Genomic DNA, 17,059 nt, shown 5'->3' with positions numbered 1-17,059 from the left:
GGGAGACAGAGACATGCCGATGCCGAGCCAGGCCGCACCCATGACGCCGCCGCGCGACTTCAGCGATCACGGTCCGTGCGTCGAGGACCTCGCGCGCGAATTCGCCAAACAGGATGCGACGGCGAGCGAGGCGCTGATCGAGTCGCTGGCGACGCAGGCGATCCGCCAATGGCGGCTCGACGATGCGACGTTCTGGCAGCGGGTAAAGTTTCAGGCGCGGATGATCCGGGCGAAGCAGGGGGCTGGGACCGGGGCGGGGCGGCACTAGACCCTCCCCCTGGCGGGGGAGGATGCTCTTGGCCGGCCTATGTTTCGTCGGTGGTGAGCTTCACCTTGTTGGGCAGCTTCTTCCCCTTGGTCCGGCGCGAGGGCAGCTGGACCGGGTTCTTCTTCTTCCATTGCGCAAACGTCATCGGGCCATCGGGCGTGTCGATGATCGTGTCGTCGATCGAACTCATGCAATTTCCTCCACGCCGGCGCCAACGCATAACCGAGGCAAGAGTCGCCGACGAATGGGGGGACCCTCAAGGGGGGTGTTTACTCTATCGGGAAAAATGGTGCGGCCAAGAAGACTCGAACTTCCACGGGCTTTCGCCCACAACGACCTCAACGTTGCGCGTCTACCAGTTCCGCCATGGCCGCCCATGAAACATCACCGGGCGGACCCGGTAGCTGGTAGGCGAGCGCCACTAGCAAGGGTTTGAACGCGACGCAACGGCCTTTGCGATAAAGTCGTCGATCGGCGCAGCTTAGCGCGTCGCGTCGCCTGCAAAGCTCAGTTCGAGCCGCTTGGAGTTGGCGGGCACGTTCAGCGTTGCCGAGTTGAAATCGATCGCGCCGCCCGGCGCCAGCGTCCGCTGCTGCGGCGTGATCGTCCAGCTATAGACGAGCCGCCCCTGCGCATCGCGGAGTTCGGCGCGGATGTCGGGTACGCGCTGGCGCTGATCCGATGGGTTGGTGACCTGCCCACTGACCGCGAACAGCTCCGAGCCGTTATCCAGTTCGCGCCGTTCGATCGGATTGTCGCGCAACCGCAGCGGGCTCTCGTCGGTCGCGACGCCGATGCCCAGCTTGGCGGCAACTCCGGGCGCGCCGAGATAGACGATCGCGCCGGCCGCAAGCAGCATCAGCAGCCCGGCGATCACCGCGACGATCGTCCAGCGGCGCGTCGTGTTGCGGCGCGGACGGAACGACGGCTGTTCGGCGATCGTGGCGAAGGTCGGCGCGACGAACGCGGGCTCGGCATCGGCCGGTGCTCGCGCCGGCGCTGCAACCGGAGCCGCAGCGATTGGCGCGGCGGGCGGCACGGTGGGCGGTGGGGCGAATCGTTCGGCTGCGTCGGCCAGGCGCGCGCGGGGCAACGGCGCAAGCGGCGCGGGCATCGGCGCTTGCGGGGTCGGCTCGGGCAGGTCGAGCGCATCCTCGACCACCGGCGCGGGTGCCTGGAACCAGCTATGCTTGCAGTTGGCGCAGCGGACGGTGCGTCCGTCGGTCCCGATCGCGCTGTCGGGCACCAGATAGCGGGTGCTGCACTCGGGACATTGAAGGATCATGGACACGCTTCACCAGCGGCCGCCGGAGCGCGACCGTTCTCGTCCCGAATAAGCACGCTGTCCGCATATGTGGCAAGCTTGAAGCGGCGCGCGCTTTCATGCGAAAGCGCGGATACGGGCATCAAGCGGGCGAGAGCGGGCGCAACCACGTCATGGCGAATATCGTCCAATTCGAAAATGTCGGGCTCCGCTACGGAACCGAGTCGGACTCGGGGCCCGACGCCGGGCCCGAGACGCTGTCGGACATCAGCTTCACGCTGCGCAGCGGTGCGTTCTATTTTCTCACCGGCGCGAGCGGCGCGGGCAAGACCTCGCTGCTCAAGCTGCTGTATCTCGCGCAGCGCCCGACGCGCGGGGTGATCCGGCTGTTCGGCGAGGATGCGGTGGTGTTGTCGCGTGATCGCCTGCCGGGATTTCGGCGGCGGATCGGCGTGGTGTTCCAGGATTTCCGGCTCGTCCCGCATCTGTCGACCTGGGATAACATCGCGCTGCCGTTGCGGGTCGCCGGCATGCCCGAGGCCGATATCCAGCAACCGGTGCGCGAGATGCTCACATGGGTCGGGCTTGGTGATCGCGCCACCGCGCGCCCGGCGACGCTGTCGGGTGGCGAGCAACAGCGTGTGGCGATCGCGCGCGCGGTCATCGCGCGGCCCGAGATCCTGGTCGCGGACGAGCCGACCGGCAATGTCGATCCCGATATGGCCGAGCGGCTGCTGCATCTGTTCGAATCGCTCAACAAGCTGGGCACGACCGTCGTGGTCGCGACGCACGATTTTCACCTGCTCGGGCGAATCCCGGGTGCGCAGATGATGCGGCTCGATCGCGGACGGCTGCTCGATCCGACGGGGTCGCTCCGCTATCCGCCGACGCGGCCCGATTCATGAGTCGCGCGACCAAAGCCCGGTCTTCGGCCGAACGCCGCGTGCTCGACGAGGCGGGCGGGCTGCGCGCGATGACGTGGGTGATGGCGATCATGCTGTTCCTGACGATGCTCGCCGCCGCGCTGGGGCTGGCGACTGCGGGGGCGGCGCGGCTGCTCGACCGCCAATTGGCGGGGCGGTTGACGGTGCAGATCGTCGATGGCGACCCGGCGCAGCGTGATGCGGTGGCGGCGCGCGCGCTGGCGGCGTTGCGCGCGATGCCGGGGGTCGCGACCGCGACACCGGTCGATCGCGCCGACCTGACCCGGTTGCTGCAACCCTGGCTCGGCGCGGATGGTGCCGATCCGCAATTGCCCGTGCCCGCGATGATCGATGTCGACCTCGCCGATCACGGCGTGGCGGCGGCCGCGCGCGTCGCCGCCACGCTCCGCCGCCTCAGCCCCGCTCTCCGCGTCGATCGCCATGAAAGCTGGATGTCGCCGGTCAACGACGTGATGCGCACGCTGACCCTGCTGGCGCTTGGGCTGGTCCTGCTGATGGCCAGCGCGACCGCCGCGGTCGTCGTGCTCGCCGCGCGTGCGGGGCTCCAGACGCATCACGCGACGATCGCGGTGATGCACATGCTCGGCTCGACCGATCTCCAGGTCGCGCGGCTGTTCCAGCGACGCATCGCGCTCGATGCGACGATCGGCGGCGTCGGCGGCGGGCTCGCCGCGTTGCTGGTGGTCGCCTTCATCGGCACCCGCTTGCACGGGCTCGGCTCCGACCTGCTCGGCGGGGTGACGCTCGACGGGGTCGACTGGGTGCTGCTCGCGCTCCTGCCCGTCGCGTTCGTCGTCCTCGCCACGCTGGCGGCGCGCGTGACGATCGTTCGCGCGCTGAGGCATATCCTGTGATCGTCCGGCTGTTCGGCATCATGGGGCTTGCCTGGGCGTTCGGTTTTGCGGTGTTCATGCTGCTGCTGCCCGAGCCGCTGAACGGCTTCACCTCGGATGCGATCGTCGTGCCGACCGGTGGGGCAGGGCGGATCGACCGCGGGATCGCGTTGCTCCGCGATCACCAGGCCAGGCGGATGCTCGTGACGGGCGTCGCGCCGGGGGTGCGCCCGATCGATCTCGCGCTCGAGTATCGGACCTCGCCCGCCTTGTTCGCATGCTGTATCGATCTGGGCGCCGACGCGGTCGATACGCGCTCGAACGCGGAGGAGACCGCGCGGTGGGTGCGCGTGCACAATTATCGCTCGGTGCGGCTGGTGACGTCGGACTGGCACCTCGCGCGTGCCCGGATGGAGCTCGCCGCGGCGCTTGGCGACAAGGTGATCATCCTGGGGGATGGCGTACCGGGGACGCCGCGGCTGGGGACTTTGGTCAACGAATATAACAAGTTGATCCTTCGCCGGATCGCGTTGTGGATTGGATTTGGCGGATGATTTGGCTGCGCAACTGGGCGTTCATGCTCGTTTTCTATTCGGGATCGGTGCCGATCGTGGTGAGCGTGCCGATCTCGGCGCTGTTCGGGTCGCGCGCGGTGATCGTGCATTCGACGATCTGGACGCGGTTTCACCGCTGGTGCGCGCGCGTGATCCTCGGCGTGCATGTCCGGATCGAGGGGACCCGGCCGACCGAGCCGGCGTTCTATGCGTGCAAGCATCAGGCGATGTTCGAGACGCTCGAGCTGCAGCGGATGCTCGACGGCCCGGCGATCGTGCTCAAGCGCGAACTCGCCGATATTCCGGCCTGGGGGTGGGCGGCGCGCAAATACGGGGCGATCGTCGTCGACCGCGAGGCATCGGCGACGGCGATGCGCAGCATGATGCGCGAGGCGACCGCGGCCAAGGCCACCGGCCGCTCGATCCTGATCTTCCCCGAGGGCACGCGGGTATCGCCGGGGGAGCGTCCGCCGCTCAAGCCCGGCTTTGCGGGGCTGTACCGCGCGCTGAAGATGCCGACGGTGCCGATCGCGTGCGACAGCGGGCTGGTATGGCCGAAAAAGGGCCTGAAGCGGCCGGGGGTGATCACCTTCCGCTTCGGCGAGGTGGTGCCGCCGGGTCTGCCGCGCGAGGAGGTCGAGGAGCGCGTCCATGCGGCGATGAACGCGCTGGATTGACATCCTCCCCCAGCGAAGGGCGGGGCCCAAGTGGGGGACGTCGCTAATATGCGTCGCGCGTCGTCACGTTGGCCTTCCCAATTGGGCCCCGGCCTCCGCCGGGGTGGTTATTCATTTAGTCGTGTGTACGACCGAAATCTTGGACGTCGTCGTCCTGGCCTTGTTCGACGATGCTCCGGCGGATGGCCCGCGTGCGCGTGAACAGGTCGAACAGCGCATCGCCGTCGCCCCAGCGGATCGCACGCTGGAGCTGGCTCAGATCCTCCGAGAAGCGCTGGAGCATCTCCAGCACCGCCTCGCGGTTGTTGAGGAAGATGTCGCGCCACATCGTCGGGTCCGACGCGGCGATCCGCGTGAAGTCGCGAAAGCCGCCCGCGGAATATTTGATGACCTCGGACTGAGTCACTTCCTCGAGATCGCCCGCGGTGCCGACGATCGTGTAGGCGATCAGATGCGGCAGATGGCTGGTCACCGCGAGGACGCGGTCGTGATGCTCGGGCGCCATCGTCTCGACCTGCGCGCCAAGCCGCCGCCAGAATTCGGCGACGCGCTCGACCGCGACCGGGTCGGCGCCGTCGGGCGGCGTGACGATGCACCAGCGGTTGCGGAACAGCGTCGCGAAGCCCGCTTCGGGGCCAGAGCGCTCGGTGCCGGCGACCGGATGCGCCGGGATCACGGTAGCGCCCGGCAGCGCGTCGGTCAGCGCGCGGACGATCTCGGCCTTGCAGCTGCCGACGTCGCTGACGATCGCATCCGCGGGAAGCTCGGCTACGAACTCGCGCGCGACGTCGCCCATGATGCCGACGGGCACGCACAGGATCACGAGGTCGGCGTCGATCACCGCGGCACCCGCCGAGTCCGCGACGTCGTCGCAGAACCGCAGCCGATCCGCCGTTTCACGCACGCGCGCATCGGCGTCGTAGCCGGTGACGCGGACCGTCGGCATCGTCGCCTGCACCGCGCGCGCCACCGACGAGCCGATCAGCCCGAGCCCGATGATCGTGACGCGCGCGAACGGCAGCATCAGGCCCGCTCGACCAGATCGCGCAGCGCCGCGGTGACGCCGCGCGTCTCCGCTTCGGTGCCGATCGTGATGCGCAGCGCGTTGGGCAGCCCCTGGCCGGGCAGCCAGCGGACGATGTACCCCGCCTCCATCAGCCCGTGATAGGCGGCGTCGGCGGTCAGCGTGCCCTCGAACAGCACCAGCACGAAGTTCGCCTTGGACGGCACGCAGCGCAGCCCCGCATTGCCCATCTGGCCAATCTGCTCGACGAACCAGCCGCGCCACGTGTCGTTGTGCGCACGCGTCGCGTCGACGAAGCCGGTGTCGGCGAGCGCTGCGACCGCGGCGGCCTGGCCGGCGGTGGTCACGTTGAACGGCGCGCGGATGCGGTGCATCGCGTCGATGATCGGCGCACAGGCATAGCCCCAGCCGATCCGCTCGGCGGCGAGCCCGTGGATCTTCGAGAAGGTCCGCGTGACGAGCACGTTCGCCTCGGTCATCGCCAGCGCGAGACCCGCATCGTCCTCATCGGGCGACAGATATTCGGCATACGCCTGGTCGATCACGAGCAGCACCGACTTCGGCAGGCCCGCATGCAGCCGCGCGATTTCCGCGCGCGGCGTGAAGGTGCCGGTCGGGTTGTTGGGGTTGGCGACGAACACGACGCGCGTACGCTCGGTGACCGCGGCGAGGATCGCATCGACGTCGGTCGCATAGTCGCGGTCGTCGACGATGACGGGTTCGGCCCCGACGCGGCGCGTGGCGATCTCGTAGACCGCGAAACCAAAGCGGACATGGATGATCTCGTCGCCGGGGCCGGCATAGGCGCCCGCGACCAGATGCAGGATCTCGTCCGATCCGGTGCCGTAGATGACGCGCGCCGGATCGAGATCGTAGTGCGCCGCCAACGCCTCGCGCAATTCGACCGCGCCCGCATCGGGATAGCGTTCGAGCGTCCGGTCGGCGGCATCGAACGCGGCCTTCGCGGCGGGGCTGGTGCCGAGCGGATTCTCGTTCGACGACAGCTTGATCACCGTGCGGCCATCGTCGGTCGTCGAGCGACCGGGCGTGTACGGCGCGATCCCCAGAATCCAGGGCTTTGGCGCGGGTGCGGGCATGATGTTTGTCATGGCCGCGGGGCATAGCGGGCGCGGTGCCGCGGTGGCAAATGCTTGTGTGTGCCGGTGGCGAAAGGTCGGGGTCGAGCTTCCCTTCTTCTCTCCCGTCATCCTGACTTTCGTCCGGATGACGGGGGGGGGGGGCGATCCTCCCCCGCAAGGCGGGGTGGCTGGCGCTTGCCAGACGGAGGGGGAGGCAAGGGAAACCGTCGTTGCGGGTCCTCCCCCTCCGTCGCCTTCGGCGCCACCTCCCCCTGGCGGGGGAGGATTAGGAGGTGGACGGCGCGCTGGTATGACGGCGGCCGCTTATGGTAGCGCGCGGCATGCTCGATCTTGCGACCATCGACCCCGTGACCGACCGCCGCTTCGGCCTCGCGCGCCGCGTCACGCTGCCGGGGCCGCTCAGGCTCGATGGCGGCGTGCTGCTGTCGCCGGTCGATATCGCGTACGAGACCTATGGCACACTGAACGCCGACGCCTCGAACGCGATCCTGATCTGCCACGCGCTGACCGGCGACCAGCACGTCGCCTCCAACCACCCGCGCACCGGCAAGCCCGGCTGGTGGACGCGGATGGTCGGCGAGGGCAAGCCGATCGACCCCGCGCGCCATTTCGTCGTCTGCGCTAACGTGCTCGGCAGTTGCATGGGCTCGTCGGGCCCCGCGACGATCAACCCGGCGACCGGGCGGCCCTGGGCGATGGCGTTTCCGGTCATCACGATCCGCGACATGGTCCGCGCGCAGGCGATGCTGCTCGATCATCTCGGCATCGGCGTGCTCCACGCGGTCGTCGGCGGGTCGATGGGGGGCATGCAGGCGTTGAGCTGGCCCGCGACCTTCCCCGAGCGCGTCAAGGCGTGCGTCGTGATCGCCTCGACCGCGCGCCACACCGCGCAGAACATCGCGTTCCACGAGGTCGGGCGCCAGGCGGTGATGGCCGATCCGAACTGGCGCGGGGGTGACTATCACGATGATTCGGCGCCCACCGCGGGGCTCGCGGTCGCGCGGATGGCGGCGCACATCACCTATCTGTCCGAAGCCGGCCTGACCGAGAAATTCGGCCGCCGCCTCCAGGCGCGCGACGCGAAATCGTTCGGGTTCGACGCCGATTTCCAGGTCGAGAGCTATCTGCGCCACCAGGGGCTCGCCTTCACCGACCGGTTCGACGCGAACTCGTACCTCTACATCACGCGCGCGATGGATTATTTCGATCTGGCCGAGGAACATGGCGGGCTGCTCGCCAACGCCTTCCGCGCGACCCGGTCGCGGTTCTGCCTCGTCAGCTTCGATACCGACTGGCTGTATCCGACGGCGGAGTCGCGCGCGATCGTCCAGGCCCTGAACGCGGCCGGCGCGCCGGTCAGCTTCGTCGAGCTGTCGAGCCCGTACGGCCACGACGCATTCCTGCTCGAGGCACCCGATCTCAACCGGGTCGTCGACGGATTTTTGAGGGCGGGGCGATGACGATCATCCTTTCGGACGACGTAAGCCGGTTGCAGATCGACCGCATCCACAGGTGGCTGGCGAGCAGCTACTGGTCGCCGGGGATCGAGCGCGCGCTCGTCGAGCGCGCGATCACCGGATCGCACTGTCTCGGCGCATATCGCAACGACGCGCAGGTCGGGTTCGCGCGGATGATCACCGATCATGCGACGTTTGCGTGGCTGGCGGACGTCTGGGTCGAGGAATCGGTGCGCGGGCAGGGGCTGGGGCGGCGGATGGTCGGCTGGTTCCTCGATCATCCCTCGTTTGCCGGGCTGCGGCGGATCGGGCTCGTCACCGCGGAAGCGCACGGCGTCTATGCGGGGCTCGGCTTCCACCCGCTGGTCCGCGCCGATCGCTATATGGAGCGCCTCGCCCCCGGGCTTGCCGATCAGTTACGGACCGCACCATGACGCCCCCTGAAACCTTACGCACCGACCTCGCCGTCATCGCCGAGAACGTCGCGCAAGGCAGCCGCGTGCTCGATATCGGCTGTGGCGACGGCGCGCTGATGGCGGCGCTGCGCGATACCCGCGGCGTCGACGCGCGCGGGCTGGAGCTCGACGCGCGCAACGTGGCCTCCGCGGTTGCGCGCGGGCTGTCGGTGATCCAGGGCGATGCGGACATCGACCTCGCCGGCTATCCCGATGCCAGCTTCGACTACGCGATCCTCAGCCAGACGCTGCAGACCGCGCGCGCGCCCGATCTGGTGCTCGATCACCTGCTGCGGATCGGACGACGCGCGTTCGTCAGCTTCCCCAATTTCGCGCAGTGGCGCGTGCGGCTGTCGCTGCTGTGGGGCGGCCGGATGCCCGTGACGCGGCAACTGCCCGAACGCTGGTACGACACGCCCAACATTCACCACGTCACGATCGACGATTTCCGCAGCTTCGTAAAAACGCGCGGGATCATCGTCGAGGATGCATGGTTCCTGTCGGGCGAGAAACGCACGGGGGCGGGCACCGCCAACCTCCTGGCCGAGCACGCCGTCTTCCTGCTGCGGCGGTAACCATCTTCACGATATTCTTCGATATCCTAGAGCGGCTAATCTAAATCAAGGTTCCGGCGGAACCCTTCGGTCTGCGACTGGTTACTCCGCCGATGACCAAGACCGCCCTCATTGTCGAAGACGAGATTTTCGTCGCGCTCGACCTGGAGAGGATTCTCGTTGACGCCGGGTACGACGTCGCGGGGATCGCGGCGGACCGCGAGAGTGCCATCGCATTCGCCCCGGGATGCAGCTTCGCCTTTGTCGATATCAACTTGCGGGACGGGCCGACCGGTCCCGAAATCGCCAAGCGCATGGCGGACGACTTTGGGGTCAAGGTCGTGTTCGTCACGGCAAACCCGGCGCAGATTGGTGATGCCAACTGCCTGGGCTATATCCGCAAGCCGTTCAGCGACGCAGCGATTCTGGCAGCGGCGGCGTTGGCCTGCGACGACGGGCCGATCAAACACGACGACGTCATTCGCATCGTCTGACACGCCGCCGCGGGGCATAAAGAAGGCTAGCGACTGAACGCGGCTTTCGGAATGTCGAGGATCACGTTCAGGCCTTCGCCGATCCACTGGCGCTCGATCGTGCCGCCCAATTGGCGTACGGCGCTCATCTCGATCAACTGCGTACCGAAGCCTGCGGGTGTCGTCGGCATGCCGACCACCGGTCCGCCTTGCTCACGCCATGTCAAACGCACCGTCCCGTCCCCCGCCGCGACAGTGATCCGCACAGTGCCGAGCTCGGTCGAAAGCCCGCCATATTTGGTCGCGTTGGTCGCCAGCTCGTGGAACAGCAGAGCGAGCGGCGTAGCCGAGCGGTCGTCGATCGTCACATCGTCGCCCGATACCGTCACGCGGCGGCCATCGACACGCTGATAGGGCTCGAACAACTCCTGAAGCAGACCGTGCAGGCTGTTCTGCGCGGCGGCGGGACGCGAGTTCGCGCTGTGCGGCCGGACGAAGTCGTGCGCTCGGCCAAGGGCTGTGATGCGGTGGCGCAGGTCGGTCGCGATCGCGGCGAATTCGGGTTTGCCACGCGCGGCGAACGCGATCAGCCCGGCGATCACCGCGAAGATGTTCTTGATGCGGTGGCTCAGCTCTTGGCTGATGACCTCGCGCTCTTCATAGGCGAGCTTCTGTTCGTGGATGTCGGTGCACGTCCCGAACCAGCGCTGGATCGCGCCGCGCTCGTCCCGCACCGGCAATGCGCGGCCCAGCACCCAGCGATAGGTCCCGTCGAAATGTCGCAGCCGGTATTCGATGTTGTAGGGTTCGCCCGTGTCGAGCGATTGTCGCCAGACGGCCCAGGCGCGGTCCTGATCCTCGGGGTGGAACATGTCGTTCCACCCCTCGCCATCGGTCGTACCCACGGGCGTCCCGGTAAACTCGTACCAGCGGGCATTGAAATAGTCGTGGAAGCCGTCGGGCAGCGTCGACCACACCATCTGCGGCATGGTGTCGGCAAGCGTGCGGAACTTCAGGTCGCTCGCTTCCAGCGTACGCCGCGCCGCGGCCTCGGCAACGGCCTGTTCGCGCGCGGTGCGGCGATCGTCGAGCCGTCCCATCGCCGCCTTGGCGAGCAGCGTAAGCCCGTCGCGCTGGAACCGTGTCAGCCCCTCGCGGGCGTCGGGTGCGAGCACGCATAGCGCCCCGAGCGGAACGCCTTCGCTCGAGACGAGCGGCGCACCCGCATAGAATCGGACATAGGGTTCGCCGGTCACCAGCGCATTGTCGGTAAAGCGCGGATCGGTGCGCGCGTCGGGCACCTCCATCACGTCATGATGGTGCATCGCGTGCGCACAAAACGACATGCTGCGCGGCGTCTGTTCAAGATCGGTGCCGCTGCGCGAGAGGAACCGCTGATACTCCTCCTCGACCAGACTCAGCAACGCAACCGGTGCGCTGCACAATTCGGCCGCGAACGACACGATGTCGTCCAGCTGGCCTTTTGCACGCGCACCGGCGACGTCGTAGGCCGAGATCACGCGGGAGCGCTCGGCCTCGTCGAACATAGCGGTCGTCGGAACGGAATACGGCGTCGTCACGGATCTTAGAACGGCACGTCGTCGTCGAGATCGTCCGAGAAGCCGCCGGTCTGGCCGAAGCTGCCGCCGCGTGCCCCGCCACCGCTACCGCCACCCGAGGGTGCGCTGCCGCCACGGCCACCGCCGCCGCCGTAACCGCCGCCGCCCGACGAACCGCCGCCGAAGTCGTTGCCGCCGCCACCGCCGGCCCAGTCGTCGCCGCCGCCGCGGCTACCACCTGCGCCGCCGCCCTGGCCGCCATTCGGGCCGTCGAGCATCGTCAGCACGCTGTTGAAGCCCTGCAGGACGATCTCGGTCGAGTATTTGTCCTGGCCCTGCGCGTCCTGCCATTTGCGGGTCTGGAGCGCGCCTTCGATATAGACCTTCGAGCCCTTGCGCAGATACTTTTCCGCGACGTTGGCGAGACCCTCGTTGAAGATCGCGACCGAATGCCATTCGGTCTTTTCCTTGCGCTCGCCCGACATCTTGTCCTTCCAGGACTCGGACGTCGCGATGCGCAGGTTGACGACCTTGCCGCCGTTCTGGAACGCCTTGCTCTCCGGGTCGCGACCCAGATTGCCGACGATGATGACCTTGTTGACGCTGCCTGCCATGATGCCCCTCAGAGGCCGGCGAACACCGCCAGCCAGTATGTAATGCCAGCCATGATGTAGGCGGCGGCGAACAAATAGCCAACCATGAACGCCGGCCATTTCCATCCGTTTGTCTCGCGACGCGTGACGGCGATCGTCGAAATGCACTGCGGTGCGAACACGAACCACATCAGGAAGGCGAGCGCGGTGGGCAGGCTCCAGCGGCCGCGCAGGTTCTCGATCATCGCCTTGCCGCCCTGGTTGCTGTCGGGATCGTCGATCGCATAGACGGTGCCGATCGCGGCGACCGCGACTTCGCGCGCGGCCATCGCCGGGATCAGCGCCAGCACGATGTCGCGGTTGAAGCCGATCGGGGCGAACACGGGGGCGATGCCGTTGGCGATCCGGCCGGCGATCGAATAATCGACCGCGGAGATCTTCGGGGCGCCCGCGGGCTGTTCGGGCGGCTTGGGGAAGCTCAGCAGCACCCACAGGATGATCGTCGAGGTCAGGATGATCCCGCCCGCGCGCTTCAGGAAGATCTGCGCGCGGCTCCACAGGCCGATGCCGACGTCGCGCCACTGCGGCCACTGATATTTGGGCATCTCCATCATGAAGCCCGACGACACGCCCTTGGTGACCGTGCGGCGCAGCACCAGCGCGGCGACGAACGCGCCGACGATCCCCATCACGTAGAGCCCGAGCATCACCAGCCCCTGCAGACCGACGAAGGGCAGCACCTGGGTATTGGGAATGAACGCGCCGATGATCAGCGTGTACACGGGCAGACGCGCGGAGCACGTCATCAGCGGCGCGATCAGGATCGTCGTCAGCCGGTCCTTCTCGTCGTCGATCGTCCGAGTCGCCATGATCCCGGGAATCGCGCACGCGAAGCTCGACAGCAGCGGGATGAACGCACGCCCCGACAGCCCGACGCTGGCCATCACGCGGTCCATCAGGAACGCCGCGCGGACCATGTAGCCGCTCGCCTCGAGCACGAGGATGAAGAGGAACAGGATCAGGATCTGCGGCAGGAACACGATCACCGCGCCGACGCCCGCGATCACGCCGTCGACCAGCAGCGAGCGCAGCAGCGACGGGGCGAGTTCAGACGTCAGGAACGCCTGTAACGCCGTGAACCCTGCGTCGATCGCGTCCATGAACGGCTGGGCCCAGCTGAACACCGCCTGGAACATCAGGAACATGATCGCCAGCAGCAGGATCGGCCCGGCGACGGGGTGCAGCGCGACCGCGTCGAGCATGTGCGTCCAGCGGCGGACGGTCGTCTCGGATACGGTCGCGGACGTGGCGATCTGGCGCGCGCGGCGCTGGAGCGTGACGATGTCGTCCTGCACGCCCTCTAAAGATATGGGGCCGTCGGACTTGCGCAGCCGCATCGGGCCGTTGATGACGATGCCGGAGAGCGCGGCCTTGAGTTCGTCGAGGCCCCGTTTGCGCACCGCGACGGTCGGGATCACGCGCACGCCAAGTTCGCGTTCGAGCACCTTGGGATCGAGCTTTAGGCCGTCGCGCTCGGCGAGATCGACCATGTTGAGCGCGACCACGACGGGCAGGCCGAGCGCGATCAGCTGGAGCGTGAAGCGCAGGTGATTGTCGAGATTGGCGGCGTCGACGACGACGACCAGCGCGTCGGGCAGGCGCTCGCCATCCTGCGTCCCCGTGACGACGTCGCGCGTGACTCGCTCGTCGGGGGAGGAGGGCTCGAGGCTGTACGCGCCGGGCAGGTCGACCAGTTCGACCGGTCGCCCGTCGTCGAGCATCAGCCGCCCGACCTTGCGTTCGACCGTGACGCCCGGATAATTGCCGACCTTCTGCCGCGCGCCCGTCAGCGCATTGAACAGCGCGCTCTTGCCGGCATTGGGATTGCCGACCAGCGCGACCAGCGGTGCTGCGTTCATTCTAAAGTGTTATTCGGCCGCGGCAGGCATGGGAGAGACCTGGATCGCGCCCGCGACGGCACGGCGCAGCGCGACGGTCATGCGGCCGATCCGGCAGGCGATCGGGCCCTGGCCCAGCGTCGCGCGGTGCAGCACTTCGACATCGACACCCTCGTCGAAGCCGAGTTCGCGCAGGCGGCGCGCCTCGGGCCCTGCGAGTCGCGCCCATTCGATGGCGGCGACAATCGCATGCTGCTTGCGCGGCAGGGTTTCGAGGCTGACGGATCGATCGGGGCGCGTGTCCATGATGCGACTGATTATCAGTAACGCTCGGGGAAGGGAAGCCCTAACCGCCGCTGGTTACTATCGCCTCGCCGTCCCGTCATCCTGACGAACGTCAGGACCCAGAGCCACTTAACGCACCCTTCGTGGCGCTCGGTCCTCGGTCGAGCCCAGGATGACGGGGTCGGGTACCGCGCTCAAGCCGTCGGATAGCGCAGACGACCGACGAATCGCGACAGGCTGAACCCATGCTCGGTCCGCTTGAGGAAACCGGCCTTGGCCTTTTCGAACTGCATGATCCCGGCGATGCGGCGCCCGAGAAAGGCGCGTGTTTCGGCGAGGCCTTCGCTCTCGTCGTCGAGGAAGATCGTGATCGTCGATGCGTACACGCCGAGCAGGATCGTCCGCTTGGTGTAGTAATTATAGTCGGTCGCGACGTCGCCAGCCGCGCGCCAGATCGTGTCGACTGTCCGCCACCCGAGCCGCGTCGCCTTCGCCAGGTTCTGCGGGAGCGCGAGGATCGCCAGCGCGCGCCGCAGCGATTCGCGGTCCGCCGAGGTCGCATCGAGCCGCGCCTCGACCAGCGCGGTGATCTTGTCGCGAATCTTCATCGTCGCGAGGCGCTCGGGTGGCACCGCGACGAGCATCACGCCGTCGATATGCGCGAACCACGCGTCGATCATGTCGACCGGCCCGTCCTTGAACGCGAGCGCGGCGACATCTGTGTCGATCCCCGCGCCTTGCGCGGCCATGTCGCGCGCGGCGTCGCTCCAACCGTCGAACGCCGCGTTGGCGGCGATGCCGGGCGCGAGCAGGGCGCGGATTTCGTCGAGCGTAAGATCCTGGGTCATACCGTCTCCTGCCGTTCCAGATCAGGCGTATCAAGCGCGTCTTCAAGAGGGAATGCTTCGCGCGGCGGGCCCTGGCGCACGAGTACCAGCGCGACCGCGACCATCACGACGCCGGCCAGATCCGCCGTACCGAGCCATTCGCCGTACACCAGCCACCCGACCAGTCCCGCCACCACCGGCTGGATCAGCAATGCGATCCCGATCACCAACGGCGTAAATCGGCCAAGCGCATAGATCATCAGGCCTTGCCCGATCACCTGGCTGCACAGCGCGAGCCCGATCAGCGGGCCCCAATGCGCCGGCAGCACGCGCTCGCCCATCGCCAGTGCGAACAGGAGCAGCGGTGCGATGCCCGCCAGCGTCGACAACGTCAGCGCCGAGACCGGCGCGAGCGTCGCGCGGGCGCGCGCCATCAGGATGAAATAGACCGTGTAGAGCAGCCCCGCGAGTAGGCAGAACAGATCGCCCGCAAGGTTCTTCGCATCGAGCTGATACGACTGCCCGAGCAGCAACGCGCCCCCCGCCGCCGCCAGCGCCAGCGCGAATCCTTGCATCCGCGTCGGCCAGCTGCGCGCGATGAGGAAGCCGTAGATCGGGAAGATCAGCGTCGCGACGTTGCCGAACAGCGTCGCGTTGGCCAGCGTCGTGCGCAGGATCCCGAGATGCCACGTGCCGAGATCGGCCGCGAAGCACACGCCGCCCGCGAGCAGCCCTGCCCACAGCGTCCACCCGAGCCGGATCGGGCGCGCACCCTGCTGGACCGCGAGCACGGCCAGGAACGGCACCGCCAGCGTCAGCCGCCAGAACCCCGCGGCAACCGGCCCGACTTCCGTCGCGCGGACGAACCACGGCCCGAACGCCAGCGCGACGTTGGCGACGACCAGCGCGGCGAACGCGATCAGTCCCGGCGCAGGCGGCGAAGCGGGCCTCGGGGCAGGCCGCGGGGCAGGCGGCAACACCGCACGTGCCGTATCGGGCAGACTAGATAATCTTTGCAGGTCGGGGCGATGCATGCGGCCGTGTAGCCTCCTATCTTCCGCCCGTCAGGCATTAAGGAGTCTCCATGCCAAGCCTTTTCGATCCCCTCACGATCGGCGCCGTCGAGGCGCCCAACCGCATCCTCATGGCGCCGCTCACGCGCGGCCGTGCCGACCGCGACGCCGTCCCGACCGACATCATGGTCGAGTATTACACGCAGCGGGCGAGCGCCGGGCTGATCATCTCGGAAGCCACCGGCATCAGCCGCGAGGGTCTCGGCTGGCCGTTCGCGCCGGGTCTGTGGACCGATGCGCAGGTCGCCGCCTGGAAGCCCGTCACCGACTCGGTCCACGCCGCGGGTGGCCGCATCATCGCGCAGCTGTGGCACATGGGGCGTCAGGTCCATTCGTCGGTGATCGGCACGCAGCCTGTGTCGTCGTCGGCGACCGCGACCGAAGGCCAGGCGCACACGTTCGAGGGCAAGCAGGATTTCGAAGTCGCGCGTCCGCTTGAGCTGAACGAGATTCCGCGTCTGCTGAACGATTACGAGCTGGCGACGAAGAACGCGCTGGCGGCCGGCTTCGACGGCGTGCAGATCCATGCGGCCAATGGCTATCTGATCGACCAGTTCCTGCGCGACAACGCCAACCTGCGGACCGATGAATATGGTGGCTCGATCGAGAACCGTATTCGTCTGCTTCGCGAAGTCGCCGAGCGCGTCATTTCGGTCGCGGGTGCCGATCGCACCAGCGTGCGCCTGTCGCCGAACGGCGATTCGCAGGGTGTCGACGACAGCAACCCGGAGCCGCTGTTCACCGCCGCCGCCAAGGCGCTGTCCGATCTGGGGATCGCGTTCCTCGAACTGCGCGAGCCCGGCCCCGATGGCACGTTCGGCAAGACCGACGTGCCGAAGCTCAGCCCGGCGATCCGCAAGGTGTTCAAGGGCGTGCTTGTCGTGAACTCGGATTACACGACCGTTGAGGAGGCGCAGGCCGAGCTCGATTCGGGTAATGCCGATGCGATCACCTTTGGTCGCACGTTCATCGCCAATCCGGATCTGCCCGAGCGGTTGCGAACCGGTGCGCCGCTTGCCAAGGACGATGCGAAGACGTGGTACAGCCAGGGTCCCGAGGGCTATATCGACTATCCGGCGCTCGAGACAGCAAACGCGTAACCCGGCTCACGCCCGATCCTCCCCCGCAAGGGGGAGGTTGCAGGCGCCAGCCTGACGGACGGGGAAGCACGCGCGCATCCTGGTTTGGTGTCCTCCCCCTCCGTCACCTTCGGCACACTTC

Annotated in this window: 20 protein-coding genes and 1 tRNA gene; 10 read left to right on the top strand and 11 right to left on the bottom strand. The window is 67.8% G+C overall.

The genetic code is table 11. The features are described 5' to 3' along the window. Positions 1–13: 13 nt before the first annotated feature. Complete coding sequence (locus ASF00_RS04925; RefSeq protein WP_055874846.1) at positions 14–268, top strand: hypothetical protein; 255 nt, start codon at positions 14–16, stop codon at positions 266–268. A 37-nt stretch (positions 269–305) separates the two neighbouring features. Here the strand turns inward: ASF00_RS04925 and ASF00_RS18775 are convergent, their stop codons facing one another. The 3 genes from ASF00_RS18775 to ASF00_RS04915 all read right to left on the bottom strand — a co-directional run bounded on the left by ASF00_RS18775 (position 306) and on the right by ASF00_RS04915 (position 1,553). Next, positions 306–458 (bottom strand): hypothetical protein, encoded by a 153-nt coding sequence (locus ASF00_RS18775; RefSeq protein ID WP_200910187.1) that lies wholly within the window; start codon positions 456–458, stop codon positions 306–308. Positions 459–555: 97 nt separating this feature from the next. Next, positions 556–642 (bottom strand) — tRNA-Leu (locus tag ASF00_RS04920). 107 nt (positions 643–749) lie between these two features. Further along, a complete protein-coding gene (locus ASF00_RS04915) occupies positions 750–1,553 on the bottom strand; it encodes an MJ0042-type zinc finger domain-containing protein (protein WP_055874843.1) in 804 nt (267 codons plus the stop codon). Between the two features lie 152 nt (positions 1,554–1,705). Here ASF00_RS04915 and ftsE point away from each other — a divergent pair, with 152 nt between their 5' ends. Genes ftsE through ASF00_RS04895 form a run of 4 tightly spaced genes read left to right on the top strand, consistent with a single transcriptional unit; the run spans position 1,706 to position 4,540 of the window. Further along, complete coding sequence (gene ftsE, locus ASF00_RS04910; protein ID WP_055874841.1) at positions 1,706–2,437, top strand: cell division ATP-binding protein FtsE; 732 nt, start codon at positions 1,706–1,708, stop codon at positions 2,435–2,437. Further along, positions 2,434–3,330 carry a cell division protein FtsX gene (locus tag ASF00_RS04905; RefSeq protein ID WP_055874838.1) on the top strand — a complete coding sequence of 299 codons (897 nt, stop codon included), beginning with the start codon at positions 2,434–2,436 and terminating at the stop codon, positions 3,328–3,330. Before ftsE ends, ASF00_RS04905 begins: the two co-directional genes overlap by 4 nt. After that, entirely contained in the window at positions 3,327–3,863 is a 537-nt protein-coding gene (locus ASF00_RS04900) for a YdcF family protein (RefSeq protein ID WP_055874835.1), read from the top strand. Before ASF00_RS04905 ends, ASF00_RS04900 begins: the two co-directional genes overlap by 4 nt. After that, complete coding sequence (locus tag ASF00_RS04895) at positions 3,860–4,540, top strand: lysophospholipid acyltransferase family protein (protein ID WP_055874833.1); 681 nt, start codon at positions 3,860–3,862, stop codon at positions 4,538–4,540. The genes ASF00_RS04900 and ASF00_RS04895 overlap by 4 nt, the downstream gene beginning before the upstream one ends. Positions 4,541–4,655: 115 nt before the next feature. On the opposite strand, the gene ASF00_RS04890 is transcribed toward ASF00_RS04895, so the two are convergent. Together ASF00_RS04890 and hisC are read right to left on the bottom strand one after the other, a co-directional pair. Further along, positions 4,656–5,564 (bottom strand): prephenate/arogenate dehydrogenase family protein, encoded by a 909-nt coding sequence (locus ASF00_RS04890; RefSeq protein WP_055874830.1) that lies wholly within the window; start codon positions 5,562–5,564, stop codon positions 4,656–4,658. Next, a complete protein-coding gene (gene hisC / locus ASF00_RS04885) occupies positions 5,564–6,661 on the bottom strand; it encodes a histidinol-phosphate transaminase (RefSeq protein WP_055875457.1) in 1,098 nt (365 codons plus the stop codon). Before hisC ends, ASF00_RS04890 begins: the two co-directional genes overlap by 1 nt. A gap of 308 nt (positions 6,662–6,969) precedes the next feature. Between hisC and metX the strand changes: the two genes are divergently transcribed. From metX to ASF00_RS04865, 4 genes are all read left to right on the top strand, one after another. Then, on the top strand, positions 6,970–8,124 hold the full coding sequence (metX, locus tag ASF00_RS04880; RefSeq protein ID WP_235525613.1) for a homoserine O-acetyltransferase MetX: 1,155 nt from the start codon (positions 6,970–6,972) through the stop codon (positions 8,122–8,124). Next, on the top strand, positions 8,121–8,555 hold the full coding sequence (locus tag ASF00_RS04875) for a GNAT family N-acetyltransferase (protein ID WP_055874826.1): 435 nt from the start codon (positions 8,121–8,123) through the stop codon (positions 8,553–8,555). Before metX ends, ASF00_RS04875 begins: the two co-directional genes overlap by 4 nt. Next, positions 8,552–9,151: a methionine biosynthesis protein MetW gene (gene metW, locus ASF00_RS04870; RefSeq protein WP_055874822.1), complete on the top strand. Its 600-nt coding sequence runs from the start codon at positions 8,552–8,554 to the stop codon at positions 9,149–9,151. Before ASF00_RS04875 ends, metW begins: the two co-directional genes overlap by 4 nt. A gap of 92 nt (positions 9,152–9,243) precedes the next feature. Next, positions 9,244–9,624 (top strand): response regulator, encoded by a 381-nt coding sequence (locus tag ASF00_RS04865; protein ID WP_055874820.1) that lies wholly within the window; start codon positions 9,244–9,246, stop codon positions 9,622–9,624. A 26-nt stretch (positions 9,625–9,650) separates the two neighbouring features. Here ASF00_RS04865 and ASF00_RS04860 read toward each other — a convergent pair whose 3' ends face one another. The 6 genes from ASF00_RS04860 to ASF00_RS04835 all read right to left on the bottom strand — a co-directional run bounded on the left by ASF00_RS04860 (position 9,651) and on the right by ASF00_RS04835 (position 15,799). Then, positions 9,651–11,150 carry a sensor histidine kinase gene (locus ASF00_RS04860; protein WP_055874817.1) on the bottom strand — a complete coding sequence of 500 codons (1,500 nt, stop codon included), beginning with the start codon at positions 11,148–11,150 and terminating at the stop codon, positions 9,651–9,653. Positions 11,151–11,188: 38 nt separating this feature from the next. Then, positions 11,189–11,776 (bottom strand): single-stranded DNA-binding protein, encoded by a 588-nt coding sequence (gene ssb, locus ASF00_RS04855; RefSeq protein WP_055874814.1) that lies wholly within the window; start codon positions 11,774–11,776, stop codon positions 11,189–11,191. Between the two features lie 8 nt (positions 11,777–11,784). Continuing rightward, on the bottom strand, positions 11,785–13,674 hold the full coding sequence (gene feoB, locus ASF00_RS04850; RefSeq protein WP_055874811.1) for a ferrous iron transporter B: 1,890 nt from the start codon (positions 13,672–13,674) through the stop codon (positions 11,785–11,787). Positions 13,675–13,683: 9 nt separating this feature from the next. Beyond that, entirely contained in the window at positions 13,684–13,959 is a 276-nt protein-coding gene (locus tag ASF00_RS04845; protein WP_055874807.1) for a FeoA family protein, read from the bottom strand. Between the two features lie 173 nt (positions 13,960–14,132). After that, positions 14,133–14,786: a COQ9 family protein gene (locus ASF00_RS04840; RefSeq protein ID WP_055874805.1), complete on the bottom strand. Its 654-nt coding sequence runs from the start codon at positions 14,784–14,786 to the stop codon at positions 14,133–14,135. After that, positions 14,783–15,799 carry a DMT family transporter gene (locus ASF00_RS04835; protein WP_082463215.1) on the bottom strand — a complete coding sequence of 339 codons (1,017 nt, stop codon included), beginning with the start codon at positions 15,797–15,799 and terminating at the stop codon, positions 14,783–14,785. Before ASF00_RS04835 ends, ASF00_RS04840 begins: the two co-directional genes overlap by 4 nt. 50 nt (positions 15,800–15,849) lie before the next feature. On the opposite strand from ASF00_RS04835, the gene ASF00_RS04830 reads away from it, so the two are divergent. Continuing rightward, the gene (locus tag ASF00_RS04830; RefSeq protein ID WP_055874803.1) at positions 15,850–16,938 is read left to right on the top strand and encodes an alkene reductase; all 1,089 of its coding nucleotides are present in this window, start codon (positions 15,850–15,852) and stop codon (positions 16,936–16,938) included. Positions 16,939–17,059: the final 121 nt, after the last annotated feature.

Source organism: Sphingomonas sp. Leaf34 (assembly GCF_001421805.1).
In the GTDB taxonomy this organism is placed as follows: Bacteria; Pseudomonadota; Alphaproteobacteria; order Sphingomonadales; family Sphingomonadaceae; genus Sphingomonas.
This window is presented reverse-complemented; position numbering and strand designations above follow the sequence as displayed.